This window comes from Polaromonas sp. P4_H1, from assembly GCF_056400945.1.
Genome location: NZ_JBFUKG010000011.1, coordinates 175333 through 202162, shown reverse-complemented (window position 1 = coordinate 202162; position 26830 = coordinate 175333). Strand labels below are relative to the sequence as shown.

The following is a 26830-nucleotide window of genomic DNA, read 5'->3' as shown; positions in this document are numbered from 1 at the left end:
GATCAGATTGAGATCGAGAATGTGAGGCGCCCACTAAAAGCCATCCTGCTTCACTGCCCATTGCTGCGCAGTAGTCGCAACGATCCGCCGAGCATTCGCCATGGTGTCAGCCTCCGAGTGCCGTTTCACTGCAGCAGGAAAGGGCCAGGGAGAAACCTTGCGTAGACGCGGAGGGGGAGACGAAGGCATTGCTCGGCGCGGTTGACTTTGAGGTGAAGGTTGCTGCATGGCTCTGTTTCCTTTTTCCTGCGATTGCCAACCATCTTACTGGACAAGCTGTGGATTTATACAGTATATTGAAGTCATGGACGAGATGACCCCAAGCCAGTGGATTGCCAAGTGTGGGGAGAAGCTGCACGAGCGTTGGCACACGGTTGAGACGGCTCAACTCGAAGAGGTTGCTGTGGCGATATGGCAGGACGCGCAGCTTCGTTCCATGCCGCCGGAAGAGGCTGCTGCAGTGTGGCTAAGACCGGTTGCGCCTGTTACTGGCTAAAGTGCAGCTGTCCCAATGAAAACCTACTCAGTCCTCTTCGTCTGCATGGGTAACATCTGCCGAAGCCCCACGGCTCACGGTGTATTCCGGCAAAAGCTCATCGAGCATGGCCTGGCCGATCAGGTGCAAGTGGACTCGGCTGGCACGCACAACTATCACCCCGGTAACCCGCCAGACGAACGCTCCCAGGCTCACGCCGTGAAGCGAGGCTATGACCTGTCAGACCTGCGAGCCCGTCAAATCGCGGACGCAGACTTCGCGAGCCACGACTTGATCCTGGCCATGGACTGGGACAACTTGGCTTTGATCCAGGCTGAATGCCCGGTTGAATATCAAGGCAAGGTGCGCAGGCTGACTGAGTTCTGTCTGAAGCACGAGAGTCCCGTGATACCTGACCCTTACTACGGCGGTAAGGATGGCTTTGAGCAGGTGCTGGACCTGGTGGAGGATGCTTGTGAGGGGCTGATCCGGCATGTGCGGCAGCGGGTTAGTCTCTGATGACCCAGCTTTTCGCAGAAACAGAAGAAGAAGGATTGAATCACCGAGTTATTTAAGTGCCTTTAGTGGGTACAACGGTAGCGCCCGACTGGTTGAACCGCCGGCGCGAACTAGCCCCCGGTGTGGTTAGCTCATACCGGCACACTGGATTGTTGCGCAACGGCCGGATAGTCGGTGTAGCCCTTTGGGCCTGGCGTGTAAAACGTCGCCATGCTGGCGATCCAGTCAGGTTTCGGGTTCAGGACGCCTGCGGAAGGTAGCTGGGCCTTGCCGCCGTCATCCCGCGCTTGACCTGCTGGGTGAGTTCATCGGCCAGCACCTCATCGAAGCCCGATTCGAGTCCGTCGAGCGCACGCTTGACAATCTCCTCAGGGCTGGACTTCGGGACATCGAACCCGCGCGTGAGATCGGTATCGACGTAGGCCATGTGCAGCGCCAGCACTTGCGTCTTCTGCGCTGCCAGTTCATTGCGCAGGGCATTGGTGAGCGACCAGGCTGCGGACTTGCTGGCCGAATAGGCTGCCAGCTCGCCGCCGTTCACCCAGGAGGCGACCGACAAGACGTTGAGCAACGCGCCCCCGCCGTTGCCTTTGAGGATAGGCGCGAAGGCCTTGCTCATGCGCAGCACGGCGAAGAGGTTGGTCTCGAAGATGCGCCGTGCGGTGTCTTCGCTATCGGCTGCGAGAAAACCCCCAGGCTGAGCAATGCCGGCGTTGTTGATCACCAGCGTGACATCCGAGGCCAGCGCTGCGGCGGCTGCCACGTCTGCCGGATTGGTGACGTCGAGTCGCAGGGCTTGAACACCGGATTGGGTGACGGTTGCGGGGTCGCGCGAGCCGGCGTAGACCTTGCGGGCACCGCGGGCGAGCAGTTCGCGCGCGAATGCCAGGCCGATGCCGCGATTGGCGCCCGTGACGAGGACAACAGAATTCTCGATTTTCATAGGAATCTCCAAAAAAATAAGGGGAGGGGGACAAACAGATTCAGCTGCCGGCTTTCAGGTCTTCCAGGTCTTCCAGCCGCACTGACATGAACAAACTCACTTGATCTTGACGACGACCTTGCCTTTTGCGCGGCCCGCTTCGACGTAGGCCATGGCCTCGTTGGTTGATTCGAACGGGAAGACCCGGTCCATCACGGGACGGATGACGCCAGCATCGAAGAGGCGGGTGATCTCGCGAAGTTGGCTCCCGTTCGCTTTCATGAAGAGGAACGAGAAGCTGACCCCGCGGCTCTTTGCCTTGCGTCTGATGCCTGAGCTCAGCAGCCGCATGACCAGTTTCACGAACCCGGGTGCCCCGATTTCCTTGCCGAATTCGGGATCAGGCGGTCCGGAGATGGTGATGAGCTTGCCGCCGCCCTTGAGCACGCGCAGGGATTTTGCTAGCGTCTTGCCGTCCTGGCTGTTCAGCACCACGTCGTAGTCGCGCAAGACATCCTCGAAGTCCTGCGTCTTGTAGTCGATGACCACATCTGCGCCCAGGCTCTTCACGAGCGCGACATTGGCCGTGCTCGTCGTCGTGGCAACGGTTGCGCCCAGATGCTTGGCCAACTGGATAGCAAAAGTGCCTACGCCGCCGGAGCCAGCCTGAATGAAGACCTTCTGCCCCCGCTTCAGGTTGGCCTTCTCGACCAGTGCCTGCCAGGCCGTCAAAGCCACCAGGGGAATGGACGCGGCTTCTTCCATCGTGAGACCCTTGGGCTTGAGCGCAAGCGATGCCTCCTTGACGGGGACGAATTCAGCGAACGTACCGATCCGAAAATCATCCGGCCGCGCATAGACCTCATCGCCCAGCTTGAACTGCCGCACGCGCGGGCCGACCTTGACGACCACCCCAGCGACGTCGTGGCCCAGGATGAGTGGCAGGCGATAGGGCAGGATGAGCTTGAACTCCCCGTCCCGGATCTTGGAGTCCAGCAGGTTCACGCCAGCGGCGTGGACCTGGACCAGGACCTCGTCATCGCGCAGCTCCGGAGTCGGCATGTCTGCCAACCGCAACGCGCGCTTTTTTCCATATCGCTCGAGAGCAAATGCTTTCATGTTTTTTCCTTATTCCTGGCGTACCAGGTTTGCGAACGGCCCAGGACGGGCACGTCGATATGGCCGCGCACGACCGCCAGACGAGGCGCCTGTGACGAGCGCAATCGGATTTTTGGTTTCCATGGGGAATGCCTTTCAGTGGAGGAACGCGACGGGGCGACGCATCTGCCGTGTCTTATTCGACTCGCAGCCAGTGCTGATTGCGGAAAAATGGTCCGATGTAGCCGCGTACCTCGAGCACCTTGCCCCCGTCGAGCGGCTTCAGCTTCACTCGATAGACCTTGCCGTTGTTCGGATCGAGGATCTCGCCGCCCTCCCAGATGCCGTCACCGGCGGCCTTGACGTTGCGCATGATCGTCATGCCGAGCATCGGCTGGTTCTTGCGCTCGTCGGTGCACTGGTCGCACTTCGCGTCCTGCCGCGATGGGTCGAGCAGCTTCTCCATCCTGCCGCCCAGCACGCCGCCCGCGTCACCGATGCGCACGTGCGACAAAGGCTGCTTCGTCTCGTCGTCGATCACCTTCCACAGCCCTATCGGGGTGGCCTGCGCAAACGCGCCACCACTGGCCAGCATCAGCGCCAGCGTGAAGGCCTTCGTCAGTTTCTTCTTCACCATGTTTGCTCTCCAGCGTTCCGCCATCAGGCCGCGACAAGACGCAGGTTTTTTCGGATGCCGGCGTCCACCATGCCTGCAGGCGCGTAGGTCCGGAGCAACTGCAGGCGACTGGCGCGGTTGCCGGGCGTGTATCGGAGTTTCGGGTTGGCCGCGATCGCGGCTTTGAGCACGGTCTCGGCCACGACGGCCGGTTCGTCTGCCTCTTCGATCAACTCGGTCATCCGCTTGCCGACGGCCTCACGAACGTCGCGGTATGCATCCAGCTTGGCGTCGGCCTGGAGCAAGTTCGCGTCAAACTGCGTCTTGGTGTTGGCAGGCTCGATCACCGAGACCCGGATGCCCATCGTGCGCAACTCATGGTCGAGTGATTCCGAATAACCTTCGATCGCGTGCTTGGTTGCGGCATAGAGCGCCATGTAGGGCATCGGCAGGAAGCCGAAGATGGAGCCGATGTTGATGATGCGACCGCTTCCCTGATGTCGCATGTGAGGCAGGACCGCACGGGTCATTCGGACGATTCCGAAGAAGTTGGTGTCGAAGATAGATCGGACCTGTTCCATCGAACTCTCTTCCGCTCCGGCAGGCGCGGTGCTGAATCCCGCGTTGTTCACGAGAAGGTCGATGCGGCCTTCCAACTGCATCAGCTTCTGGACCGCAGCGTCGACCGACTCGTCCTGGGTCACATCCAGGGGCAGCATCTCGAATGATCGTTGGCCCGCCTGGCCGCCGCGCCTGCTGGTGCCGTACACCTTGTAGCCGGCCTGCGAAAGCCGCTGCGCAGTCGCTTCGCCGATGCCCGAGGAGGCCCCCGTCACGAGGGCAACCTTGCTTTTCATGTTCATGATGTTTCTCCTTCAGCATGTGGGATTCGGAACTCGTCGGCATGCGGGTGCATGGCCGAACAGGCGTTATGTTGATTTCGTATGATGTTTATCATATGTATTGACGAGCGAAAAGATGGAGAAGGTGGTGTGTCTCAGTGGATTCAGGCGGCGGGGGCCAGGTGCTTCAGGGCGGCCTCGCACAGGGCGTCCGCCAGTGCGGGTTCATCGACTGCGCGAGCCAACAGCAAGGTGCCCACCATGGTGGCCACGGTCACGAGTGCCCGTTCGTGGGCACCGGGCTGCCCCCAGTCAGGCGACTGGCGGGCGACAAGATCAATCGTTTCCTTGATGTGCCGGGTGGTCACCCGGCGGACCTCGGGTGCCTGGCGCGGCGTCTCCGAGCCCAGCGCGGCCAGGGGGCATCCCAGTTCAATCTGTTCCAGGTGCTCCCGCGAGAGGTAGGTGCGAAGCATGGATGCCAAAGCCTGTTCGGAGGGCACGCTGGCAACAACGCCTGCCGCTAAAGTGGCTGACTCGGCGCACGCCCGAGTCGCAGCTTCTGCCAACATGGCCTCGCGCGACGCGAAATGGGCGTAGAACGCGCCATGGGTCAGGCCGGCCTCCTTCATGATGTCGGCGACGCCGGTGCCGTCGTAGCCGCTACGACGGATCGCCCGCGCAGCTACGGACACGATGCGTTCGTGTGAGGCCTCCTTGGCTGCTGTTCTGGCGTTGTGCTTTGTATTTCGCATGATAGTCATCATACATGATTTCGCAAAAGCATGCACCGTGACGGTTTTGGCAATGCCGTCAGGCGGCACCGCGCAAGCGCAACCGCAACCGCAACCGCAACTAATGAAACATCACAACGCGACGTCAGAGAAATGCGGGGGTGGCTCGATAGGTGAATTGGAATGGGGTTAACCCTATATCGTTGAGTTGGCGAAACGCTGCCGGGAGGATGTGAATTCATAAATCGCATAGTCCACATCTGCAGAACTTGTTGGACTGACGGGCGACGAGCGCAAAGAATGCGGCTGTGACTAAAGCAACCGCCATCAAGGACATAGTCGATGTCCCAACTGCCCAGCGCCAAACACCTGCGCGCGGGATCACGAGTTTTGCGACGAGCATCGAGCGCCTGTTCGGCCTGATGTTTTGCGCAGTCGTTCTGTTGAACTTTGCCAGCGCGGCGCTGCGATACGCGGGCGGACGGGCGCTGGTGGGGGCCGACGAGGTCCAGGTCTATCTGATGGTCTGGCTCATCTTCCTGGGCGCGGCCGTTGCGGGCGCTCGCCATATGCACCTGCGGATGGATATTTTTGTGCAAAGGCTGGGTCCGCAGCTTGGCTGGTGGCGCGGGCTCTTCGAGGCGGTGCTCTCGCTCGCGATTTGCATTCTCATGACCTGGGTTTCGATCGGGTTTTCCAGCGAGATGATGACCATGGGCCAACGCAGCGACGGCGCCGGCATTCCCATGTGGCTGGTGCATGCCGCCCCGGCGGCCGGCTTCCTCGGCTTGGCGCTGGCCTCCGGCTGGGATTTGATTCGATTGGGGCTCAACAGACCCATAACCAGCGCGCAAGCCGAAAGCGGAGAACCCTCATGACCGGCATCACCCTGGCCTTTGTACCCCTGGTGCTGCTCCTTGTGGGAGTGCCGATATTCCTGGTGCTGCTCACGGCATCGGCGGCGACCGTTCTGTTCTTGATGAACGTGCCGATCGCGGTGCTTCATCAGACGATATTCGGGGCACTGGACAGCTTTGCATTGCTTTCCGTGCCGTTCTTTATTTTCGCGGGTGAACTGATGGGCCGGGGCAGTGTGGCGTCGCGCATCGTCGACATCATGCGAGCGTCGACGGGACACCTCAAAGGCAGCCTGCCCCTGGCAACAGTGGGAACGTCCGCCGTGTTCGGGGCGATGTCGGGCGCGAGTGCCGCCACCGTCGCGACCGTGGGGCAGCTGATGCTGCCACCCTTGAAGGAGCGGGGCTATCCCGATGATTTCAGGGCGGGCCTGATCACCGCCGTCGGCGCCATCGACATCATCATCCCGCCGTCAGTGCCCTTGATCATCTATGCGGCCGCTGCATCCGAGTCGGTGCCCAAGCTCTACGCGGCGGGCGTCGTTCCGGGGCTTCTCATTGCCGCCATCCTGGCCGTTTACGTGCTGTGGTACGCCAGGCGAAGGAACATCTCCGACGGTCAGTCCTTCTCGCTACGGCTCCTGCTGGCTTCGTTCCGGCGTGGGCTCTGGGCCCTGGGCGCGCCCGTCATCATCCTGGGCGGGATCTACGGCGGCTTCGTGTCTCCTACCGAATCGGCCGCGGTGGCCTGTGTCTACGCGGCGTTCGTTACGCGATTCATATACCGCGAGCTGAGTTGGGGCGACATCATCGACTGCGCCACACGGACGGTCACGCTGACAGCGCAGATCCTGTTGATCGTGGCCTGCGCCAACGTGTTCGGCTGGATATTGACCGTGCATCAGATCCCGCTGGCGCTGGTCGAGCTGGTGCAGGGATGGCAACTGTCCCCGTGGACCATTCTTCTGGTCCTGAACATCGTGTTCCTGGTGGTGGGCTGCTTTATCGATCCGCTGTCGGCCATTCTGGTGCTCACGCCACTGCTCATGCCTCTCATCAAGGCCGCGGGGATCGATCCGGTTCACTTCGGGATCGTGATCACCACGAACCTGGCCATAGGCATGTTCCATCCGCCGTTCGGGCTGAATATCTTCGTGACCCAGTCGCTATTCAAATTCCCGCTGCAGGTGATCTACAAGGGCATCGTTCCTTTCCTCTACCTGTACTTGCTGGCCCTGGCGCTGATCACGTATGTGCCCTGGCTGTCCATGGCACTGGTCCGAATGATTTATTGAATGAACACTCGCCCCCACGCTTCGCTGCCTCCCGAGGGGGCGCATTTTGCCCAGGGGCGGCCCGTCGTCAAAAAGGAGACATGAAATGAGTGCATTGCTTTCCCGTCGCGCCATGACCGGTGCCGTTGCCGCGGCCTTGGCCGCGCCCCAGGTTCTTTTCGCGCAGCAAAATCAGATTGTCATGAAGGTGACCTCGGCCACCATCAATGACGTCATTCATCACTGGATGAAGAGCTTCAAGGCCGCGGTCGAGGCCAGGAGTGCCGGCCGTATCAAGGTCGAACTCTATCCCGCGAGCCAGTTGGGCGCCATTCCCCGAATGGTGGAGGGCGCCGCGCTGGGCACCATCGAGTGCTTCGTCACGGCTTCCAGCTTTCTGACCAGTCTGGACGCCCGGTTCGAAGTGCTGGATGTTGCGGGACTGCTATCGGACACGGCCCATGCGCAGCGGACGTTTTCGGATCCTGAAGTCCGTCAGCAGGTATTTGCGATGGGCGGCAACAAAGGGCTGCAGAGCATCTCCGTCTTCATGCACAGCCCGCAAAACGTGGTCTCGCGGCGGCCCATCCGCAGCATCGCGGATTTCTCGGGGCAGAAGATTCGGGTGCTCAGCACGCCCATGCAGATCGAGCCCTTAAAGAAGCTCGGCGCCACGCCCGTTCCCATGCCTTTGTCCGAAGTCATGCCGGCGCTTCAGAACGGGGCGATCGACGGCTTCATCGCCGCGAGTACCGTTTTTTCGGCGCTCAAGTTCTACGACGCTGCCAAGTACCAGACCTCCTTGTCGCAGTGGCCTGTCATTGTGGTCGCCGCTTGCAACAAGAACTGGCTCGCGAAACTGCCTGCCGATCTGCGTGCCGTCGTCACCGAGGAGGCTTCGCGTGTCGAGCCTTCCACCAATGAATTCGGCGCCAAGGACATCCAGGCGGCGCAGACTGTGTGGACGCAAAACGGTGGCCAGCTGGTGACGATGAATGCCAACGATGCGTCGTCCTTTTCCAGGCTGGTCAACGAATCAGCCATGGCGATTCTGCGTGAAAAGCCCGCCGTGCTGGCGGAGTACGAACGCTACGCCAAGGCCTGCCAGAAATACAAGGACAAGGCTTGACGCCAGGCATTTCGCCGCCACCGAACAACTGCGGTCCCACCTGGGCCCGATATTCCAACCTAAACAGGAGCATTGAATGAACGGAAAGATTGGCTTGGAAGAGCACTTTGCAATCGCAGAGACTCTTCAAGATTCAGCCGGCTTCGTGCCGGGCGACTACTGGAAGGAGCTCAGCAAACGGCTGACCGATATTCACGATGGCCGCCTGCGCGAAATGGATCAGAACGGCATGGAGATGATGATCCTCTCGCTCAATGCACCGGCGGTGCAGGCTATTCCTGAAACCGCCAAAGCCATCGAGATTGCCGTCCGGGCCAACGACTACCTGGCAGAACAGGTGGCAAAGCGTCCCGACCGCTTTCAGGCATTTGCTGCCTTGCCCATGCAGGACCCGGATGCGGCAACACGCGAACTCGAACGCTGCATGAAGGAGTTGGGTTTCAAGGGCGCACTGGTCAATGGATTTTCTCAAGTGGGAACGCCCGAAAACGTCGTCTACTATGACGCGCCGCAGTACGCGGATTTCTGGGCCAGGTCCGAGGCACTCGAGGCACCTTTTTATCTGCACCCGCGCAATCCCATCGCCTCCTGGGCTCAGATCTACGAGGGTCACCCCTGGCTCATGGGGCCGACGTGGGCATTCGGGCAGGAAACCGCCGTGCACGCCTTGCGGCTGATGGCGAGCGGGCTGTTTGATCGTCACCCCAAGCTGCAGATCGTGTTGGGTCATATGGGCGAAGGATTGCCGTACAGCATGTGGCGAATCGACAATCGCAACGCCTGGGTAAAGCTTCCCAAAGCCTATCCAGCCAAGAAGACCTTCGCGGAATACTTCCAGCAAAACTTTCATCTGACGACCTCCGGCAACTTCAGGACACAGACCTTGATCGATGCCATACTCGAAGTCGGTTCCGACCGGATTCTTTTCTCCACCGACTGGCCGTTCGAGAATGTCGACCATGCGTCCAATTGGTTCAACAGTACCTCCATCAGCGAAGCGGATCGCGTGAAGATCGGCCGGACCAATGCGGTGAACCTGTTCAAGCTGGAAATCTGAGGCCATCCGAAGGAGCGAGCGTGATCGACATTGACGAGCGGACGATTACCCAGGCAGTCCTGGAAGCCCAAGCAAAATGCGGCAATCCCCGGCTGAAACAAGTGATGGAGAGCCTGGTGAGGCACCTTCACGAATTCGCCCGTGAAGTAGCGCTGACCGAAAAAGAGTGGCTTCTGGCGATTGAATTCCTGACGGAGGCGGGCCACATCACCGACGACAAAAGACAGGAGTTCATTTTGTTGTCCGATACCCTGGGCCTGTCCACCCTGGTCACGGCGCAAAACAATGCCAAGCCGGCGGGCTGTACCGAATCGACTGTCTTTGGGCCATTTTTCGTCGAAGGTGCGCCGAAGTTCGTCAATGGTGACGACATCTCGAATGGTGCCAAGGGCCAGCCTTGCTACGTGAGCGGAAGGGTTCGCAGCATTGGCGGGGAAGCGATTGCGGGCGCGCAGATTTCCGTCTGGCAGTCCGATGAGGATGGTTTTTACGACGTCCAGCGCCCGGAACTCGAGGGGGCTCAGGCGCGCGGTGAGCTGGTCAGCGGGCCGGACGGCCGGTACTACTTCAAGACGATTCTTGCCGCACCGTACCCGATACCGCACGACGGGCCCGTCGGGCGCATGCTGCAGCAACTGGGTCGCCATCCGTGGCGGCCGGCGCACCTGCATTTCATGGTGAAGGCGCCTGGGTTTCAGGACCTGATCACCCACATCTTCCGCGCGGGAGATCCGTATCTGGAATCGGACGCCGTGTTTGGGGTCCGCTCCTCGCTGGTCACCGACTGGACCCGCCATGAACCGGGGGGCGCGCCCGACGGCAGTCAACTTGCGAGCCCCTTCTACACGGTCGGGTACGACATCGTTCTGAATCCTTTGCAGGATATTCATAGATGACCATCAAACATATTGTCATGTGGCGCGTCCACGCCGATAGCGAGGACGCACGTCAAACCGCTTGCCAGAAGATCAGGGAAGCGTTCGAGTCACTGGCGGGAAAAATTCCAGGGCTGGTGGAGCTGGAAGTAGGCATCGATTCGTCGAGGATCAGCTATGCCAGCGATGTAGTCCTGAATTCGACATTCACGGATCAGGAATCTCTGACCGGGTACGCGTCCCATCCGGAGCATCTGCGCGTCCGCGCGGAACTTGCGGGTGTCCGGATTGAGAGCAGGCAAGTCGATTACCTGTGCGGCTGAGCGATGCGTTCCGAGATCGGTGAGTTCATCTACAACGCGAACGCGGCGCGCGTCGTCTTTGGCGCGGGCAGTGCACAGCATGCCTTGCGGGAGCTCGACAAAATGGGCTGCACGCGCGCGCTCGTGCTCTGCACGCCTAACCAGCGGTCACTGGCGGAAGCAGTGGTCCACACCTTGGGTTCAAAAGCCGTCGCCGTGTTCGATCAGGCACAGATGCACGTCCCGCTCGAAGTTGCCGCCGCGGGTCTTCGGGCTGCCCGGGCGGCCAATGCCGATTGCACCGTCGCGGTCGGAGGCGGCTCGACCATTGGGCTGGCGAAGGCCATTGCCCTGAGCATGGGCTTGCCCATTCTGGCGATGCCCACGACCTATGCCGGCTCCGAGATGACGCCTATCTACGGCATCACCGACGCGCAGGGGAAGCAAACCGGTGTTGACCCAAAGGTGCTGCCCAAGGTTGTCATCTACGACCCGCAACTCACGATGAAGTTGCCCGCAAGCATCTCCATCACCAGTGGTATCAACGCCATCGCGCACGCGGCAGAGGGACTCTACGCACGGGACGCGAATCCCATCACGTCGCTGATGGCGGAAGAAGGGATCAGGGCGCTGACCGAAGCCCTGCCGAAGCTCATCGCTGCACCGACGCACCTCCAGGCACGGGAGATGGCGCTGTATGGGGCCTGGTTGTGCGGCTCGGTGCTGGGCGCGGTCGGGATGGCCTTGCATCACAAGTTGTGCCACACACTGGGCGGCAGCTTCGGGCTTCCTCACGCCGAGACCCACACGGTCGTGCTCCCCTATGCGCTTGCCTACAACTACAGGCACGCTCCCGAGGCGATGCATCGGCTGGAGCGGGCGATGCAAAGAGACCATGGTCCGGCGGCCATCCAGGAGCTGGCCAAAACCTGCGGAGCACCGGTCAGCCTCATGGAGATCGGCATGAAGGCGCAGGACCTGGACAAGGCAGCCGACATGGCGATGCAGAACGCCTACTGGAACCCTCGTCCACTGGACCGCGACGCCATACGCACCCTGTTGCAACTGGCTTATGAGGGGCTGCCGCCATCGCACGCGGCATAGTCAGGCTGTTCAGCGGACGGGATAGGCGTCTTCATCCTCAACAGAGTGCAGCGCATGTTGGCGCCGCTCGAATGCCATCGCCACGACCTGGCGCACCGACGGCTCGTGAAAGAGCGAGAAGAAGCGAGCTCTCAGCCACTGATTGCCGCTGTCGAGCCGAAATCTCTCGTGCCACTGCTGGCGGATGGCAAAAGGCGCCACCTCGAACGGCGTGGGACCCATCTTGAGGTCGGCGCGGGTTGACATCATCGCCTGCACCAGTCGCCTGGGCGCGGTGAGCAGCAGATTGGACGAAGCGACTATCGCGGACAAGCCCAGTGAATGCGCCGCCGTCAGCACCACATTGCGCTGGCCCAGCACGCCGGCGCGATTCAAGGTGCTCTGTAACTCGGTGTCGGTGGCGCCGCTGGGACGGTAGGCGATGTGTTTGGCGGACATGTAGTCCTCGAAGAGCATCTCGCCCGCTGCCAAAGGGTTGCTGCTGCTCATCAGCACCACGAAGGTCTCATCGAAGAGCCTTTGCTCGTAGAAGGTCTGGCCCATGGCCTTCCAGCTGCCCACGGCAAGATCGATCTGTCCGTGCATCATCCCTTGCCTTGCATCTGCCATCGATGCATCCACCGTCTCGAAGCGAACGCCGGGCGCTTCTTTCTGGGCTGCTGCCAGCAGCTGCGGCATCATGATCAGTTGGCCGATGTCATTGATGGCGATCCGGAAGGTGCGGTCGGAGGTCGACGGGTCAAACTGGCGTCCCTGATCGATGGCTTGTGCGAACTTGCCCAAGCCCGCGTCGACCGAGACGATGAGCCGCTCGGCCAAGGGCGTAGGAACCATCCCCTCGATCGTCCTGACAAAAAGGGGATCTCCGAATCGTTCGCGCATGCGCTTGAGTGCGTTGCTCGCGGCAGACTGCGTCATGCCGATCCGATCGCCAGCCAGCGTGACACTGCGCGTCACATAGATGGCCTGAAAGACAAGAAACAGATTCAGGTCGACAGTGTTGATATTCATCGAGGGCTCCTAAGTTCTCACTTGCTCAAGCCTGCTGCTGCGGAATCTTCTCCGCCACTTCCCAGACGGAGCCCATTTGCCCGGAATGGAAAAGCAGCGGTGTCGACTCGGAGTTCGAAAACGCGTCAACCCTGCCGACGAGAATGGTGTGGTCACCTTCCTGATAACGGGAGTAGGACGAGCATTCGAAGGTGGCTGCGCTGTGGCGCAGCCTGGGGCACCCGCCGATGCCCACGGTGAACGCGTCCTCGTACAGCGCGAACTTGTCGAGGGCCGGCTTGGCGAAGTGCGACGCCAGCTCTTTCTGGTCGCTCGCGAGAATGCTGATGATGTAGCTGCGGCCGGTAAGGAACACCTCGGCACTGCGCGTGTCGTCACGGATGCTCCACAGCACGAGGGGCGGGGTGAGGGAAACCGAGGCGAAGGAGTTGATGGTCATTCCCTCGCGCTTTCCGTCGGGGCCTACCGTGGTGACCAGGCAGACGCCCGTCGGGAATGAGCCCAAGGCACGCCGGAAGCGGCTGGCGTCCACGGTGAGCGGAATGTCTCCGGTGATGTAGCTCCAGGAATACATGGCGGCACCTCAGACGCCGACGGGCCGCCCCAAGGCGGCTGAAGCCCCCTCGGGAGGCAGCGCATTACACGAAGTGAAAAGCGTGGGGGACATATCAGTACTGGCCTTTGGGCTCGAGCCCCAGCATGTGCTGTCCGACCATGGACGACACCGCGTCCCAGTTCAGGCTGATGTGCCTGGAAATGGCATTGGCGTCGCGCCACATGCGCTGAATAGGCTGGTCGAGCGCGAGTCCCGCTCCGCCTACGCTGGCGAAGAGAGCTTCCACCGCGCTGTGCGACAGGCGCGCCGCGAACGCATGGTCGCGGCGATTGCGGATCCGTTTTTCGACGCTGATCACTTCCCCTTGCGCCGCGATCTGCTCCACCTCCGCGGTGTCGCGGTACAGCAGCAGCCTAGCCGCATCGACCGCGGCAGCGGCTTCGGCGAGGCGGGACTGTACGGGAAAGAACTGGCTCAGCTGGTTGCCGCCGCCGGCGACCGCGCCGCGGGTCACCCGCGTCCCGCACAAGTCGACAAAGGCGTCGACCGCGCCCTGTGCCGTCCCAAGCAGGGGCGATACCAGGCAGACCGGCACGGCCGACAGGAACGGTATGCGGTAGATGGGGTTCTTGTTGACTTCGGTGCCGGGCGGGGCGTTGGAAGACGCTTCGGCGAAGGTGAGACGCCTGTGTGCCGGAATGAAGGTGGGCTTTTCGATGACCACGGTCTTCGAACCGGTTCCGGCTTGGCCGGCCACATGCCAGTTGTCCTCGATGCTCCAGTCCGAACGCGGCGCAAGCAGGAACCCGGCGCTCGGGGGGCGCCCTTTTTCTTCCGGCGGAAAGTGCACCCCCAGCAAGGCCCACTGCGAGTTGTCCACATTGGAAGCGAACTTCCAGTGGCCGCTCACGAGGTATCCGCCGTCCACCCGTTCCGCCGTGGTCGCAGGTGCATAGGAGCCGCAAATGATGGCGCTGGGATTTTCGCCCCACACATCCTTTTGGGCCTGTGCCGGAAACGTTCCAAGCAGCCACTGGTGGATGGCGCCGAGGGAGCAGCCCCAGGCCGAGGACGTACACCCCTTGCCGAGTTCGCTGATCACGTCGATGAAAGCGGTGAAGCCATATTCATAGCCGCCGAACTGCGCCGGCTGCATCAGTTTGAAGAACCCCGCCGTGTGGAAGAGTTCGGTGACCTCCCCGGATACCCGCCGCGATTGCTCGGTGGCCTGCGCCTTTTGCCGAAGCACGGGGACAAGCTCTTGCGCAGCCCCGACGATGTTCTTGAGTGACGGGGCCCCATGCACCGGGCTGATACGGCCGGGCGCCTGCATGGGGAGTGAATCTGAGTTTGCCAGTCGGTTCATGGTGTCTCCAAAGTCCTTACAAAAAAACTTCTACATGGAAGTTAATTAGATCCATATTAACTTGCAAATGCAAATAATAAAACCTAGGTAATTTCCCTGATCTACCCCTCCGGTCGCCTGCTATCATGATGGCATGAAGAAGGAAAACGCAGGGATAAACGCAGAGATGTCGCAGTCGTCGCCGTCACGCGCTACAGGTCCCAAGCGCAAGCAAAACGATGCTGCAACGGCAATTAATTTCATTGATCACGACCTTGAGCGCGCCATCCCTTATTTACTTGCACGTGCAGGTATGCGCATGGGTCAGGCCTTCGGCAAAGAACTGAAGCCTTTCGGTTTGTCGCTCACCGAGTGGCGGGTCTGCGCCGCCCTTCATCACCAGCCGCACCAGCGACTGGCGGAGCTGGCGGCACATACGTCCGCCGAACCCTCGACGCTCTCTCGGACCGTGGATGGGCTGCTGCAGCGTGGGTTGCTTATCCGGGAGAGATCGGGGGACGATGCGCGGGCCTTGGCGCTCAGCTTGACCCCGGAGGGGGATGCGCTGGCGCAACGCATCATTCCTCTGGCCCAACTGTATGACCGGGTTGCACTCTCAGGTATCAGCGCGACACAAGTCGATCTGCTGCGTGACATGCTTCGCCGCATCTACAGCAATATGGAAACCCTGGATAAAGGCGGTTCACGCGGCGGTTGACTCCAGGCCCGGGCCTGCCGGGCGGTTTTGATCTGGAAAGGCCATTAGCGGAAGAAGCAGGCTTGCGCTCGCTGGATGGCTCCTGGCGAACTGCGCGGATGGCCCCATGGCGCAGCCCGCACGCCCGTAGCTACTGTGCCGGGGGCACCGTGCCACGCAGACCGGCACGCATGATGGCGCGATCGAGTTCGCCGTTGCGCCGGACTTCCTCGGTGAAGGTCCGCAGGTACGGCATGCCGCCGGCACGGCCCTTGGGTATGGCGGGGGCGAGATGTTCGCTGCCCCAGCCGCCCTCGAGCACGCGCGCGCCAGGCACCCGTTGGGCTAGCTCGAACAGGATGCCCTTGTTGGTGGCAAATGCGTCGATCTCCCGAGCCTGCAGCGCTGAGCGCGCGGCCTCCAGTGTCGGGAAGCTACGCAGCTTCGCCTCCTTCAGGCGACCTCCGAGCACCCGCTCCGAGGAACTGCCCTGGCTGACGCCAACGGTCACACCTGGCTGGTCCAGCCGCTCGATCGCCGTGACGCGCGGCGCGGAGGGCACCAGCACACCGAGTTCCAGGTCCACCAGCGTGGGAGCGAAATCCACCACGCGCGCACGCTCGGCCGTTGCGTTGGTGACCGTGAGATCGGCATCCCCCCGCTGCAGCGCCGCCAGTGCCTCCGCAAGACGTGGATACACAGCGATCTGCGCGGGCACACCGAGGCGGGCCGCAAGGGAGCGGCCGAGGTCGACGCTGACCCCCCGCATGCTCTCAGGCGGTGCCTGTTCCACCAGCGACGTGGGACTGCCGGGATAGACTGCGACGCGCAGCGTCCCCGTCGGCGCAAGCGCTTCACGCGCGGCAGCGGGCACCCCCGGCACCGGAGCGGTGGCGCAGCCGCCGAGAGATGCACCGACGGCCAGCACAGCCGCCAGCAGACGCCGGCGGGAACGAACGAAACCACCAGGGAGGAGCATGAGGCGCCTGCGGGTCAGAAGGAATGCGTGATGCCGACGCTCAGGCCGTTCGACGTGGACTTGTTGCCGGCGCCCAGGTAATTGCCTTTCCAGTTCGTCGTGTCGAGCTCCAGGAACACCCTGCTGCGCCGGGAGAACTTGTACTCCATGAAGGCAAGGAGGCGATTGAAACCGTCGTCCGCCTGCGCGGTTCTGCTGCGGTCCACCTTGTAGTAGCCTGCAAGCAGGTCCACGGCGGGCGTGATCGCGTAATTGGCGCCGGCGGAGAGCAGCCGATTCCGGGTCACCGCTGTCGCCGACGTTTCACCCCGGTTGTAGCCGGCGTTGGCCATCACGCGCAGCGAGGGCAGCGCAAGCCAGCTGGCGCCCAGGTTCGCGGCCCGCAGTTCACGGTTGTTCGCGTCCCTGAACTGGGTGTAAGCGCTGGTGGCAGAAAATGCGCTGCTAATGTAGTCCAGCCCCAGACCGGTCGAGTTCTGCTTCGAAGTGTCCCCTGCCGTCTCGCCAAAGCTGTACATGGCGCGCGCCACCACAGGCCCGAAAGGCATTGAATACTTGACGGAATTGTTGACGCGGTTGGATGAACCAGTGGAGTTCGTGGTGCCGAACTCGATGCCCAGCTGGTGCCCCGTGAGGCTGGTCACTTGAATGTTGGGGTTCAGACCGGCAAAGCGCAGGCCAATCGGATCGACCACGCCGACGGAATCTGCGACCAGTGTGTTCTGGCGGCCGGCCGTCACGGTGCCCCAGCTGCCACTTAACCCAATGATGGATGCGCGATCGAAGAACGTGGTGGCGTTGGCGGACGTGCCCGTGTCGACGTTGATGCCGGATTCCACGTTGAAGAGCGCCCGCAGGCCGCCGCCCAGGTCCTCGGACCCGCGCAGGCCCCAGCGGCTGGTCGGACCGACGCCGCTGGCCACCGTCGTCGTGTTCAGCGGGGAGCGCGCATACGTGCTCGTGAGCCCTGTCTGGTAGCGCACCGATGTATCAAGGATGCCGTACAGCGTGACGCTGCTGGTTTGCGCCATCGCAGAAAAGCCCGCGCAAAGGCCGGCGGCAACGGCCAGTTTTTTCATCTTCATCTTCATCTTCATTTCTGTCTCCTCGTTTATTGGACTTGTAAAAAGGTTGGGGGTTATTGACGTGGCACCTTGGCGCGCACGATCACGTCTGACCATCGGCGGATCTCGGACGCCAGCAGATCACGCAGCTGCTCGGGCGTGCCTCCTCGGGGCGTGACATTCAGCCCAGCGAGCTGTTTGCGCACACCGGGATCGGCAAGGACCTTGTTCACTTCCCGATTGAGCATGGCGATCACCTGCGGCGGCGTGCGCGCTGGCGCCGCCAGCGCATTCCAGGAGGCGACGTCGAAACCAGGCACGCCGCTCTGCGCCATCGTCGGCACATCGGGCAAGGCTGACGCTCGCTGCGCCCCCATCACGGCCAGCGGCCGCACCGCCTTCGCGGAGATCTGGGAAAGCATGGGACCCAGGATCTCCACCGCCGCATCGACCTGCCCGCCGCGCAACGCGGTGAGCACCGCAGGCGAACCATTGAAGGGTACGACCTGAAAATCCACACCCGCGCTCGTCTTCAGCAATTCCGCAGAGAGATGCTGCGTGCTGCCGACGTTGATGGTGGCCACGTTCAGCTTGCCTGGGTTCGCCTTGGCGTACGCGAGCAAGTCCTTCATGCTCTTGAAGCGGCTGTCGGTGGTCGTCAGCACGGCAAGGTCGAAAAAGCCCAGCGTCCCCACCGGTTCGAAGTCCTTCTGCGCATCGAAGGGCAGGGACTGGAATATGCCGGCGCTGACGGCTGTGCCGTTGCTCATGAGCAGCAGCACGTGACCGTCCGGCTCCACCTTGGCCACCATCTCACCGGCCACGACACCACCGGCACCGGGCTTGTTCTCCACGATCACACTCTGGCGCAGGTTTTCGCCGAGCTTTTGCGCGATGGTGCGGGCCGTGAGGTCAGCGATGCCGCCGGGCCCAAACGGCACGACGATGCGGATCGTTTTGGAGGGGAAGGACTGCGCCAGGCTCCAGGCGGGCAGGATCGCGCCCGCGGCGCCCGTGATGAGGGTTCGTCGTCTCAAGGTATTCATGGTGGTCATGGTTTTCATGGGGTTTATGGGGCTTATGGTGTTTATGGATCTGCATCCGGGCATCAGAAAGTCGCCTTCTCGCCAGGTTTGAGCGGCAGCACATGGGTCGTGGTTTTGCCGAGCGCGCGCGAGAACTCCTCCGGCGTGCCGCGTCCAAGGGGGTTCGCGCCGTAGTGCATCGGGATCACGAACCGCGGCTTCAGCCACTCGCGCGTGGCATACGCTGCATCCGAAGGCCCCATGGTGAAATGGCCGCCAATGGGCATGAGCACCAGGTCAGGCTTGTAGTAGTCGGCAATGAACTTCATGTCGCCGAACAGGCCGGTGTCGCCCATGTGGTAGATGCGGAAGCCGTCCTCCAGCTCGATGATGAAACCGACGGGTTCACCCCCGGGATGCGCCTCGTCCTTGCCCGTGGCAGCGTTCTTCCACACGATCACCGAGGAATGATCGGCGCGCACGGCCGTGACCTTGATGCCTGCGGCGGGCGTGATGGTTCCGCCCTTGTTGAAGCGAGGCACCAGGTTGGGCGGCAGGATGCCGAGCAGCCCGACGGTCTGGTTCATGTCTCCGGGTGCGTACATCGGCACCTGGTTCAGCAGCGCCAGCGCGGGCGCATCCGCGAAGTGGTCGAAGTGGCCGTGGGTGACGAGGATGACGTCCACCTTGCCCAGCGCCTCCAGATTCTTGTACTCGGGCGGCGTGAGCGGATTGAGCTTCAACCAGGGATCGGTCACGATGACCTTGCCACCGGGCGTGGTGATGCGAAACGCCGATTGGCCAAGCCAGAGCACTTCCGTCTTCCCGGCAGGTGCCTGGGCCCAGGATGCGGGCAATGCCGCGGCGAAGACGCCGGCGATCAGCAGGCGCAAAATGGATTTCATCTGCAATGTCCTCTCGGATGTTTTCAGTCCAGGGTGATGTGAGCGTTTTTGATCACCCGCTCCCAGCGGGGGATTTCCTTCGCGATGAGCTGCCCGAACACCTGGGACGAAACCGGTGTCGCCTCGGCGCCTTCGGCTGCCAGGCGTGAGCGGACGGCCTCGGAGGCCAGGGCGTTGTTCACGTGCTGGTTGAGGAGCGACACCACGTCGGCCGGGGTGCCCGCAGGCGTCACCAGTCCATACCACTGGTCCGCCTCGAAGCCCTTCGTACCGGCGACGCCGCTTTCGGTCACCGTGGGCACCTCCGGAAGGAGGGCGAGGCGCCTGGGACTCGAGACGGCGAGCGCGCGCATCTTTCCCGACTTGATGTGGGGAAGCAGCGCGGGGATGCCGGTGAAGAGCACCTGCACCTGTCCCGCGAGCAGGTCGGTCACCGAAGGGCCCGTTCCGCGATAGGGAATATGCAGGAAGGAAGTGCCCGTCTGCATTTTCAGGTATTCCATCGTGGTGTGCGCCGCGCTGCCGTTCCCGCCGGAGCCGTATGCCAGCTGGCCGGGCCGGGCCTTCGCCAGCGCGAGGAGTTCCTTGAGGTTTTGCGCCGGGACCGACGCGTTCACCACCAGCACATTGGGAACGCGCGCGATCCACGCCACCGGCGTGAAGCTGCGTTGCGGGTCGTACCCCAACTTCGGGTAGAGGGAAGGGTTGATGGCCAGCGTGCCGACATGCCCCATCAGCAGCGTGTAGCCGTCGGCAGGGGACCTTGCCGCCTTCTCCGCGCCGAGCGAGCCTCCCGCCCCGGGCACGTTCTCGATCACGACCGGCTGGTTGAGCGCCTTGCCGAGTTCGAGCCCGATCGCGCGCGCGAGAACGTCGCTCGACCCGCCCGGTGCGAACGGCACGATGATGCGCAATGGCTTGTGGGGGAACGCGCTCTGGGCTGCCACACCCGTGATGGCCAGAGGCCCAACTGCCAGGCTCGCGAGGACCTCTCGTCTGTTCAACATATGTTTGCCTTCCTTGGAAAAATAAAATCCGTCTCAATCGGCAGCGGCGCCAAACCCCAGAAAACCCCCTGACTGCGGCGGTCCGCCTGACGGGTCCCGCATCGATCAGTGACTGGAATTGCGCTGCATCAGGCACAGCATTGCGAAAGTCCCCGTGCCCATGTCGCGCCAGGGCTCCAGGTTGAAAGTAGCGCGCAAGCCTGTCCCCGGGTTTTCGGTGCCGCGGATGACCCAGCGGCTCCCGGGCGCTACGCCGCTCGCGAGGGCCACGGTGCTGCCCGGGGAGAGGCTTAAAGCATGGGAGACGCTGCTTTACGAGCGCGCTGCCTTATCGATGATCCCGTGTAGATTCACGGGACTGATCGCCTGCGCGGTCACAGCTACTGCGACAGAACGCGCAGTGGCCGCACTAATTTGTCTCTTCGTCATTTTTTTCTCCAGATGGGCTGGTTTTTATTCTCGAGCAGCGTGGCGCCAGCGACTAGGCGTCATTGGCACTAGCAGATATGTCTTGCAGGCATGGGAACCGCGAATTTGCGGTATGCGCGAGTTCCCAAAGGAACCCGAATGCGGCTGTCCAGGTCTGCGTGTGCGTGGGATGCCGGTGACGGGGCTTGCAGCTGGCCAGCACGGCCCCATTGAGCTACAACCGCTGGATTGGCTCAAAGGCTTTCCCCGTAATCCGGCACCGTCCTACAGCGGCCCGGCCGTGAAACCCTCACCATCTACCTCAGCAGCATTGACTTCGCATTGTGTGAACAGGCCCTGGTCCAAGCAAGGACACTTCCTCAGTGCTACCGCGATCGCAGGGCGCATTTCAGTCGAACGCAAACCCTCCAACGGAGAGTCATCATGGACAGGTCATCGCTGCACAAACTCTTCGGCACTTTTATTCTGGGCCTCTGCGCCTTCGCGCTGAGTGGATGGGCGTATGCCGACCCGCCATCGCGTGTGGCACGGCTGGCCCATGTCAGTGGCGCCGTGAGCTTTTCGCCCGGTGGCGAAAACGACTGGGTCCGCGCGGCTGTCAATCGGCCCTTGATCACGGGCGACAGGTTGTGGGTCGATGCCGGTTCGCGCAGCGAACTGCAACTGGGCGGCGCCGCGATCCGCATGGGCTCCCACACCAGCGTGACCTTGCTGAACGTCGATGACCGCATTGCGCAAGTCCAGTTGACGCAGGGCACCCTGAACATCCGCATCTGGCGATTCGACCGCAATCACGCCTTCGAAATAAACACGCCGAATCTCGCCTATTCCCTCCGCAGCCCCGGCAGCTATCGCATTCACGTCGATCCCAACGGTGATTCGACTGTCGTGGTGGTCCGGGCCGGCGAGGCCGAGGTTTATGGCGAGGGGCGGGCCTTTGTCATCAGGGCAGGCCAGGGCTTTGAGTTCTTTGGCACCGGCCTGCGCGACTACGACAGCTTCGCGCTGGCTCCTGCCGATGACTTCGACCGCTGGTCCAGCGCGCGTGACCAGCGCTGGGAGAACTCTGCATCCGCGCGCTACGTTTCGCGCGACCTGATCGGCTACGAGGACCTGGACGAATACGGAACGTGGCGGGAGGTGACGGGCTACGGTCACGTGTGGACACCCACGCGTGTCGCCGTCGGTTGGGCACCGTATCGCGACGGGCACTGGGCCTGGGTCGAACCCTGGGGCTGGACCTGGGTGGATGACGCGCCCTGGGGATTCGCGCCGTCGCACTACGGCCGCTGGGCCAACATCGGCGGCGCATGGGGCTGGGTGCCTGGGCCGGTCGCGGCCCGGCCTGTCTACGCGCCGGCACTGGTCGCCTTTGTCAGCGGCAGCAACTTCAGCATCTCGCTCAACCTTGGCGGCGGTGGCGCGGTGGCGTGGTTTCCGCTCGGGCCGCGCGACGTCTACCGGCCATCCTATCCGGTCAGTCGCGAATATTTCACCAGCGTCAACACCAGCAACACCATCATCAACACGACGAACATCACGAACGTGTACAACAACACGAACGTGACCAATGTGGTTTACGTCAACCAGCAGGTGCCCGGAGCGGTGGTCGCCGTTCCCACCACGGCCTTCGTGCAATCCAGGCCGGTCGCGCGAGAGGCGGTGCGTGTGACGCAGGACATGGTGGCCACTTCGCCTGTGATGGCGGTTGCGCCTCTGGCGCCCGTGCGCACCAGTGTCCTGGGCGCGGCTGCGCCCAGTGCGAAGCCGCCGGAGCCAGCGGCAGTTCGACCCGTGGTGGCCAAGACCGCCCCGCCGCCGGCACCAACGTCGTTTGCAAGCCGGCAGAGTGCCCTCGCGGCCAATCCCGGGAAACCGCTTGACGCGGCAGCCGTGAATGCCCTGAGACCCGCCGTGGCGCCCCCGGCTGCTACTGCGGTAACGATTGTGACGCCGCCCCAGTCAGCAGCGTTGCCGCCTCCGCCCAAGCCGCCGGGTGCCGCCGCGTCGGAGAGAACGCGGCCGGCTGCGGCTCAAGCCCCCGTGCCAGCGCCATCGACCGAGCCTCGCAGCGCGCGGCCAGGTATGCCGGGAACGCCTGTGCCGTCTGTGCCGCCTGGAGCAGGCAGTGCCGAGCGCAAGCCGCCGGCGGAAGAGGAGCGGTCGCGCCAGCCCGGATTCCCACAGCGACCCGAACTGTCCCGGCCTGGATCCCAGCCGGCGGCCACGCCTGCAGCACCGGTCCCTGCAGCACCAGTCCCTGACGCCACCAAGCCCGCGGAAGAAGCGCGCCCCGCGCGTCCGCCGGCGATCGCACCTCGCAATGTGCCCGCAGGCCCTTCGGCGCAAGAGGAGCGCGCGCGCCAGCCCGGACTCCCACAGCGATCCGAACTGCCCCGGCCTGGATCCCAGCCGGCGGCCACGCCTGCAGCACCGGTCCCTGCAGCACCAGTCCCTGACGCCACCAAGCCCGCGGAAGAAGCAAGGCCCGCGCGTCTGCCTGGGCTCGCACCTCGCAATGTGCCTGCGGGCCCCTCAGCGGAAGAGGAGCGCGCGCGCCGCGCACCCGCGACTGTACAAAGGCCCACGGAACCATTGAAGCCAGAGCCCGTGCCCGTCCCGCCGGCCCAAAGCCGCCCCCTGCCGCCCGATAACCGTCCGCCTGTCGGTGGCGCAGTTGCACCGCCCCGGGCGAGCGGCCCTGCCGCCGCGCCCGCGTCACCACCAGCCGCTGTTGGGGATATGCCTGGCCGGCGGCAACGCCCCGAGGCGGGCCGGGCAGCCGACAGGCGAGAGGCGGCGAGCGAGGCGAAAAGAGCTGAGGAGCAACGCCGGCGGGCTGAAGAAGAACAGCGCCGACCGTAGCGCCGTGGATGGGGTGATTCGACGAGTGCCGCCGTGCCGGCTATGCGAAGTCAGTCACCCACCAGCCGTCGCTCAGCGTTCTCGGAAAGGGCATGACGTCCTCGATTGCATCGTCACCTGCCAGAGCGAAAACAGCGGCGCGCCCTTGAACAGGAAGTTGGGGCGTGGGCGGAGATGGGCAGCCGGCACAGTAGCCGCCCCAGACAGCAACCCTATAGCCCCATTCCCGGGTTTTGTTGAAGATGTGTCGGCCGCGATCGGTCGGCAATTGCGTTGCATTGAGTTTGGCGGCTTAGGGCGGCTGTGGCTGTTCTGACCTTGTTGTTTTGAGGAAGCGCGGCAGCGAAATTGGACGGACTTCTATAATGCAACGCAGATCCCGGCCGGTGCAAAGAGGTAGATTCGCGTGACTGAGCCCATGGCGTCAGATTTTCCTGTGTTCGACAGATCCGACTTCAGCGGTGAAGCTACGGCATCTTATTTTGACTTGGTCCGGCTTCAGGACAACCCTGAAATCCCGCGTGCGTTTCCGCATCGGCACAACTATTACCACCTGCTCTGGATGACGGAAGCAGCCGGCACGCACATGCTGGACTTCGAGAGTTTCCAGGTACGCGCCAACACGGTTTTTTTTGTTTCTCCCGGGCAACTGCATTCCTGGAACTCGACCGTCAGGCCGAAAGGCTACGTCGTCAATTTCAGCACGGAGTTTTTTGTACAGATGTTCCCACGCTCGGACGACATCGCGCAGTTTCCTTTTTTCCATATCGCGCGTGATACCCCGGTGCTGTACCTGGACCAGGCGCAACACGACCAGCTCCTGCCGTTGCTCATGGAGATGGAGAAAGAGGTGCTGGGCCGCGGCGATGGCAGCCTCGACATCGTGAGGTCTTATCTGCTGGTGCTGCTGACCCGGCTGCGGCGGCTTTATCCCGAGCACCATGCCGACGGCACGTCGCCGCAGAACTACTCGCTGACCAAGCGTTACAAGCTCCTGATCGAGCAGCATTACCTTGATTTTGGCCCGGTGCGCGATTACGCCGAAAAGCTGCATGTGACCGAACGGCAGTTGAACGACGCGCTCAAACGGACGCTGGGCAAAACAGCGGGGCAACTGGTGCAGGAGCGCCTGGTGCTGGAGGCCAAACGCCTGTTGAGCAACACCGACCTGAGTGTGGCCGAAATTGCTTTCCAGCTGAATTTTGAAGACTTTGCCTATTTCTGCCGCTTCTTCAAAAAACACACGCAAGCCACTCCGGGCGAGTTCAAGAAGCGCATTTCCGTCGCCGCCAAATAACCCACCAACGAATAACCCGCGGTGGCCTGCCGCACGCAAAAAAGTGCAGGTGAAGCTCGCTTAAGTCCTAACGCGAAGCCCGTCTGCCTGAGTAGAGTTCGTTCACGTTCAACCAACCCGCCTCGTCGGCGGACAGATTGCAAGTGATGAATGACACTCCCAAGCTCAGGACGGGCGGCCAGCAGGTGGTGGATGCCTTGCTCGCCCAAGGCACCGATACTGTTTTTTGCGTCCCGGGCGAGAGCTATCTGGATGTGCTGAATGCACTGTACGCGCAGCAGGACGCGTTGCGCGTCATCGCCTGCCGCCATGAAAGCGCAGCCGCTTTCATGGCCGAAGCACACGGGAAACTGACAGGGCGACCGGGCATCTGCATGGTCACGCGTGGACCTGGTGCCACCAATGCCAGCATTGGCGTGCACACCGCTTTTCAGGACGCCACGCCCATGATCCTGCTGGTCGGGCAGGTGGGGCGCGACATGATGGAGCGCGAAGCGTTCCAGGAAATCGACTACCGGCGGATGTTTGGGCCGTTCACCAAGTGGGTAGCGCAGATTGAGGATGCCTCACGCGTGGCCGAGTACATGATGCGCGCGTTTTCGGTGGCCATGTCAGGCCGTCCCGGCCCTGTGGTGCTGGCATTGCCCGAGGACATGCTGACCGACTCTGTCTTCCCCGGCAGCGCAAGGCGGGTGGAGATCCCGTGCGCGTACCCCGCGCCGGAGGCCATGCTGCGGCTGCGCGAATCACTGGCGCGGGCCCGCAAGCCGCTGATGATTCTGGGCGGCTCAAGCTGGACAGACGCAGGCCTGCATGACATCAGAAGTTTTGCTACGCAACACGCGCTGCCGGTGGCCTGCGCGTTCAGGCGGCAGGACCTCTTTGACAACCGCCATGCCAACTACGTGGGCGAGGTCGGTATTGGCCTGAACCCGGAGCTGGCGCAGGCGATTCGGGAGTCAGACCTGCTGCTGGCTGTGGGCACGCGGCTCGGTGAAATTGTGACCAGTGGCTACACCTTGCTGGACGTACCGGTTCCCCAGCAGGCGCTGGTTCATGTCTTGCCTTGCGCAGAGGAGCTTGGCCGGGTATACCAGCCGGAGCTGAAAGTGCTGGCGAGCATGGATGCCTTTGCGCAAGCCGCGGCCCAGCTGCCGCCGCCGGACGCCACGCCCTGGAGCGGCTGGCTGCAGGCGCTGCGGGAAAACTACACCCGTTACATCGGGCCAAGCACACGCGAGGCGCGGCTGGATCCTGCGGGCGTCATCATCGCTTTGCGCGAGAAGCTCGAAACGGACGCCATCATCACCAACGGGGCGGGCAATTACAGCGCCTGGGCTCATCGTTATCACCAGTTTTCGGCGCCGCGCAGCCAGTTGGCGCCTACCAGCGGCGCCATGGGTTATGGCGTACCGGCCGCTGTTGCCGCCAAGCTGCACAGCCCGGCGCGGCAGGTCGTCTGCCTGGCAGGCGATGGCTGTTTCCTCATGAGCTCGCAGGAGCTGGCAACGGTGCAGCGGCACGGCCTGGCGATCATCTTCATCGTGTTCAACAACGGCATGTACGGCACGATACGGATGCACCAGGAGATCAACTATCCGGGGCGTCCGATTGGGACCGACCTCTGCAACCCCGATTTTGTGCTGTATGCCCGGTCGTTTGGCATCCCGGCCGAGAGGGTCGAAACCACAGAGGCGTTTGCGCCCTCACTGGCGCGGGCCCTGAACGCGGGCGGCGCCTACCTCATTGAACTGGCCATCGAGTCGGAAATCCTGACTCCGCGTGCAACGCTTTCGGGCTTGCGGCGCGCGGCATTGCAAGCTTCCACCTGATCCGCTGATCCGGT

At 62.6% G+C, this 26830-nt stretch carries 26 protein-coding genes; 13 read left to right on the top strand and 13 right to left on the bottom strand.

Translation table 11 applies throughout. From position 1 onward, the window contains the following. Positions 1-226 precede the first annotated feature (226 nt). On the top strand, positions 227-496 hold the full coding sequence (locus tag AC1DS5_RS15920) for a hypothetical protein (protein ID WP_477719223.1): 270 nt from the start codon (positions 227-229) through the stop codon (positions 494-496). A gap of 15 nt (positions 497-511) precedes the next feature. Next, complete coding sequence (locus tag AC1DS5_RS15915) at positions 512-994, top strand: low molecular weight protein-tyrosine-phosphatase (protein ID WP_477719222.1); 483 nt, start codon at positions 512-514, stop codon at positions 992-994. A gap of 238 nt (positions 995-1232) precedes the next feature. On the opposite strand, the gene AC1DS5_RS15910 is transcribed toward AC1DS5_RS15915, so the two are convergent. The 5 genes from AC1DS5_RS15910 to AC1DS5_RS15890 all read right to left on the bottom strand — a co-directional run bounded on the left by AC1DS5_RS15910 (position 1233) and on the right by AC1DS5_RS15890 (position 5239). Further along, entirely contained in the window at positions 1233-1937 is a 705-nt protein-coding gene (locus tag AC1DS5_RS15910; RefSeq protein WP_477719221.1) for an SDR family oxidoreductase, read from the bottom strand. A 96-nt stretch (positions 1938-2033) separates the two neighbouring features. Then, positions 2034-3035 (bottom strand): NADP-dependent oxidoreductase, encoded by a 1002-nt coding sequence (locus AC1DS5_RS15905; RefSeq protein WP_477719220.1) that lies wholly within the window; start codon positions 3033-3035, stop codon positions 2034-2036. Positions 3036-3210: 175 nt separating this feature from the next. Continuing rightward, a complete protein-coding gene (locus AC1DS5_RS15900) occupies positions 3211-3651 on the bottom strand; it encodes a DUF2147 domain-containing protein (protein ID WP_477719219.1) in 441 nt (146 codons plus the stop codon). Positions 3652-3674: 23 nt separating this feature from the next. Beyond that, the gene (locus tag AC1DS5_RS15895) at positions 3675-4493 is read right to left on the bottom strand and encodes an oxidoreductase (protein ID WP_477719218.1); all 819 of its coding nucleotides are present in this window, start codon (positions 4491-4493) and stop codon (positions 3675-3677) included. Positions 4494-4636: 143 nt separating this feature from the next. Further along, positions 4637-5239 carry a TetR/AcrR family transcriptional regulator gene (locus tag AC1DS5_RS15890; protein WP_477719217.1) on the bottom strand — a complete coding sequence of 201 codons (603 nt, stop codon included), beginning with the start codon at positions 5237-5239 and terminating at the stop codon, positions 4637-4639. A 275-nt stretch (positions 5240-5514) separates the two neighbouring features. Here AC1DS5_RS15890 and AC1DS5_RS15885 point away from each other — a divergent pair, with 275 nt between their 5' ends. The 7 genes from AC1DS5_RS15885 (at position 5515) to AC1DS5_RS15855 (ending at position 11804) form a co-directional block, all read left to right on the top strand. Then, positions 5515-6084, top strand: coding sequence for a TRAP transporter small permease (locus tag AC1DS5_RS15885; protein ID WP_477719216.1), 570 nt, complete (start codon positions 5515-5517; stop codon positions 6082-6084). Then, entirely contained in the window at positions 6081-7358 is a 1278-nt protein-coding gene (locus tag AC1DS5_RS15880; protein WP_477719215.1) for a TRAP transporter large permease, read from the top strand. Before AC1DS5_RS15885 ends, AC1DS5_RS15880 begins: the two co-directional genes overlap by 4 nt. An 85-nt stretch (positions 7359-7443) precedes the next feature. Further along, positions 7444-8466: a TRAP transporter substrate-binding protein gene (locus tag AC1DS5_RS15875; protein ID WP_477719214.1), complete on the top strand. Its 1023-nt coding sequence runs from the start codon at positions 7444-7446 to the stop codon at positions 8464-8466. 76 nt (positions 8467-8542) lie between these two features. Beyond that, on the top strand, positions 8543-9523 hold the full coding sequence (locus AC1DS5_RS15870) for an amidohydrolase family protein (RefSeq protein ID WP_477719213.1): 981 nt from the start codon (positions 8543-8545) through the stop codon (positions 9521-9523). Between the two features lie 20 nt (positions 9524-9543). Further along, entirely contained in the window at positions 9544-10419 is an 876-nt protein-coding gene (locus tag AC1DS5_RS15865; RefSeq protein ID WP_477719212.1) for an intradiol ring-cleavage dioxygenase, read from the top strand. Further along, entirely contained in the window at positions 10416-10721 is a 306-nt protein-coding gene (locus AC1DS5_RS15860; RefSeq protein ID WP_477719211.1) for a Dabb family protein, read from the top strand. Before AC1DS5_RS15865 ends, AC1DS5_RS15860 begins: the two co-directional genes overlap by 4 nt. A gap of 3 nt (positions 10722-10724) precedes the next feature. Then, positions 10725-11804 carry a maleylacetate reductase gene (locus tag AC1DS5_RS15855; RefSeq protein WP_477719210.1) on the top strand — a complete coding sequence of 360 codons (1080 nt, stop codon included), beginning with the start codon at positions 10725-10727 and terminating at the stop codon, positions 11802-11804. Between the two features lie 9 nt (positions 11805-11813). Here the strand turns inward: AC1DS5_RS15855 and AC1DS5_RS15850 are convergent, their stop codons facing one another. The 3 genes from AC1DS5_RS15850 to AC1DS5_RS15840 all read right to left on the bottom strand — a co-directional run bounded on the left by AC1DS5_RS15850 (position 11814) and on the right by AC1DS5_RS15840 (position 14737). Next, the gene (locus AC1DS5_RS15850; RefSeq protein ID WP_477719209.1) at positions 11814-12815 is read right to left on the bottom strand and encodes a LysR family transcriptional regulator; all 1002 of its coding nucleotides are present in this window, start codon (positions 12813-12815) and stop codon (positions 11814-11816) included. A 25-nt stretch (positions 12816-12840) separates the two neighbouring features. Continuing rightward, positions 12841-13389 carry a flavin reductase family protein gene (locus AC1DS5_RS15845; protein ID WP_477719208.1) on the bottom strand — a complete coding sequence of 183 codons (549 nt, stop codon included), beginning with the start codon at positions 13387-13389 and terminating at the stop codon, positions 12841-12843. A gap of 94 nt (positions 13390-13483) precedes the next feature. Then, positions 13484-14737 (bottom strand): acyl-CoA dehydrogenase family protein, encoded by a 1254-nt coding sequence (locus tag AC1DS5_RS15840; protein ID WP_477719207.1) that lies wholly within the window; start codon positions 14735-14737, stop codon positions 13484-13486. Between the two features lie 133 nt (positions 14738-14870). On the opposite strand from AC1DS5_RS15840, the gene AC1DS5_RS15835 reads away from it, so the two are divergent. Next, positions 14871-15434 (top strand): MarR family winged helix-turn-helix transcriptional regulator, encoded by a 564-nt coding sequence (locus tag AC1DS5_RS15835; protein WP_477719206.1) that lies wholly within the window; start codon positions 14871-14873, stop codon positions 15432-15434. Positions 15435-15564: 130 nt separating this feature from the next. On the opposite strand, the gene AC1DS5_RS15830 is transcribed toward AC1DS5_RS15835, so the two are convergent. From AC1DS5_RS15830 to AC1DS5_RS15810, 5 genes are all read right to left on the bottom strand, one after another. Then, positions 15565-16392 (bottom strand): transporter substrate-binding domain-containing protein, encoded by an 828-nt coding sequence (locus AC1DS5_RS15830; protein WP_477719205.1) that lies wholly within the window; start codon positions 16390-16392, stop codon positions 15565-15567. 14 nt (positions 16393-16406) lie between these two features. Continuing rightward, positions 16407-17483: a porin gene (locus AC1DS5_RS15825; protein WP_477719240.1), complete on the bottom strand. Its 1077-nt coding sequence runs from the start codon at positions 17481-17483 to the stop codon at positions 16407-16409. A 47-nt stretch (positions 17484-17530) separates the two neighbouring features. Then, positions 17531-18502: a Bug family tripartite tricarboxylate transporter substrate binding protein gene (locus AC1DS5_RS15820; RefSeq protein ID WP_477719239.1), complete on the bottom strand. Its 972-nt coding sequence runs from the start codon at positions 18500-18502 to the stop codon at positions 17531-17533. Positions 18503-18564: 62 nt separating this feature from the next. Further along, positions 18565-19386: a metal-dependent hydrolase gene (locus tag AC1DS5_RS15815; protein ID WP_477719204.1), complete on the bottom strand. Its 822-nt coding sequence runs from the start codon at positions 19384-19386 to the stop codon at positions 18565-18567. A 23-nt stretch (positions 19387-19409) separates the two neighbouring features. Beyond that, positions 19410-20393 (bottom strand): Bug family tripartite tricarboxylate transporter substrate binding protein, encoded by a 984-nt coding sequence (locus tag AC1DS5_RS15810; protein ID WP_477719203.1) that lies wholly within the window; start codon positions 20391-20393, stop codon positions 19410-19412. Between the two features lie 852 nt (positions 20394-21245). Between AC1DS5_RS15810 and AC1DS5_RS15805 the strand changes: the two genes are divergently transcribed. From AC1DS5_RS15805 to AC1DS5_RS15795, 3 genes are all read left to right on the top strand, one after another. After that, complete coding sequence (locus AC1DS5_RS15805; RefSeq protein ID WP_477719202.1) at positions 21246-23687, top strand: DUF6600 domain-containing protein; 2442 nt, start codon at positions 21246-21248, stop codon at positions 23685-23687. 436 nt (positions 23688-24123) lie between these two features. Continuing rightward, the gene (locus tag AC1DS5_RS15800) at positions 24124-24984 is read left to right on the top strand and encodes a helix-turn-helix domain-containing protein (RefSeq protein WP_477719201.1); all 861 of its coding nucleotides are present in this window, start codon (positions 24124-24126) and stop codon (positions 24982-24984) included. 146 nt (positions 24985-25130) lie between these two features. Then, positions 25131-26816, top strand: a complete 1686-nt coding sequence (locus AC1DS5_RS15795; protein WP_477719200.1) for a thiamine pyrophosphate-binding protein — start codon at positions 25131-25133, stop codon at positions 26814-26816. Positions 26817-26830: the final 14 nt, after the last annotated feature.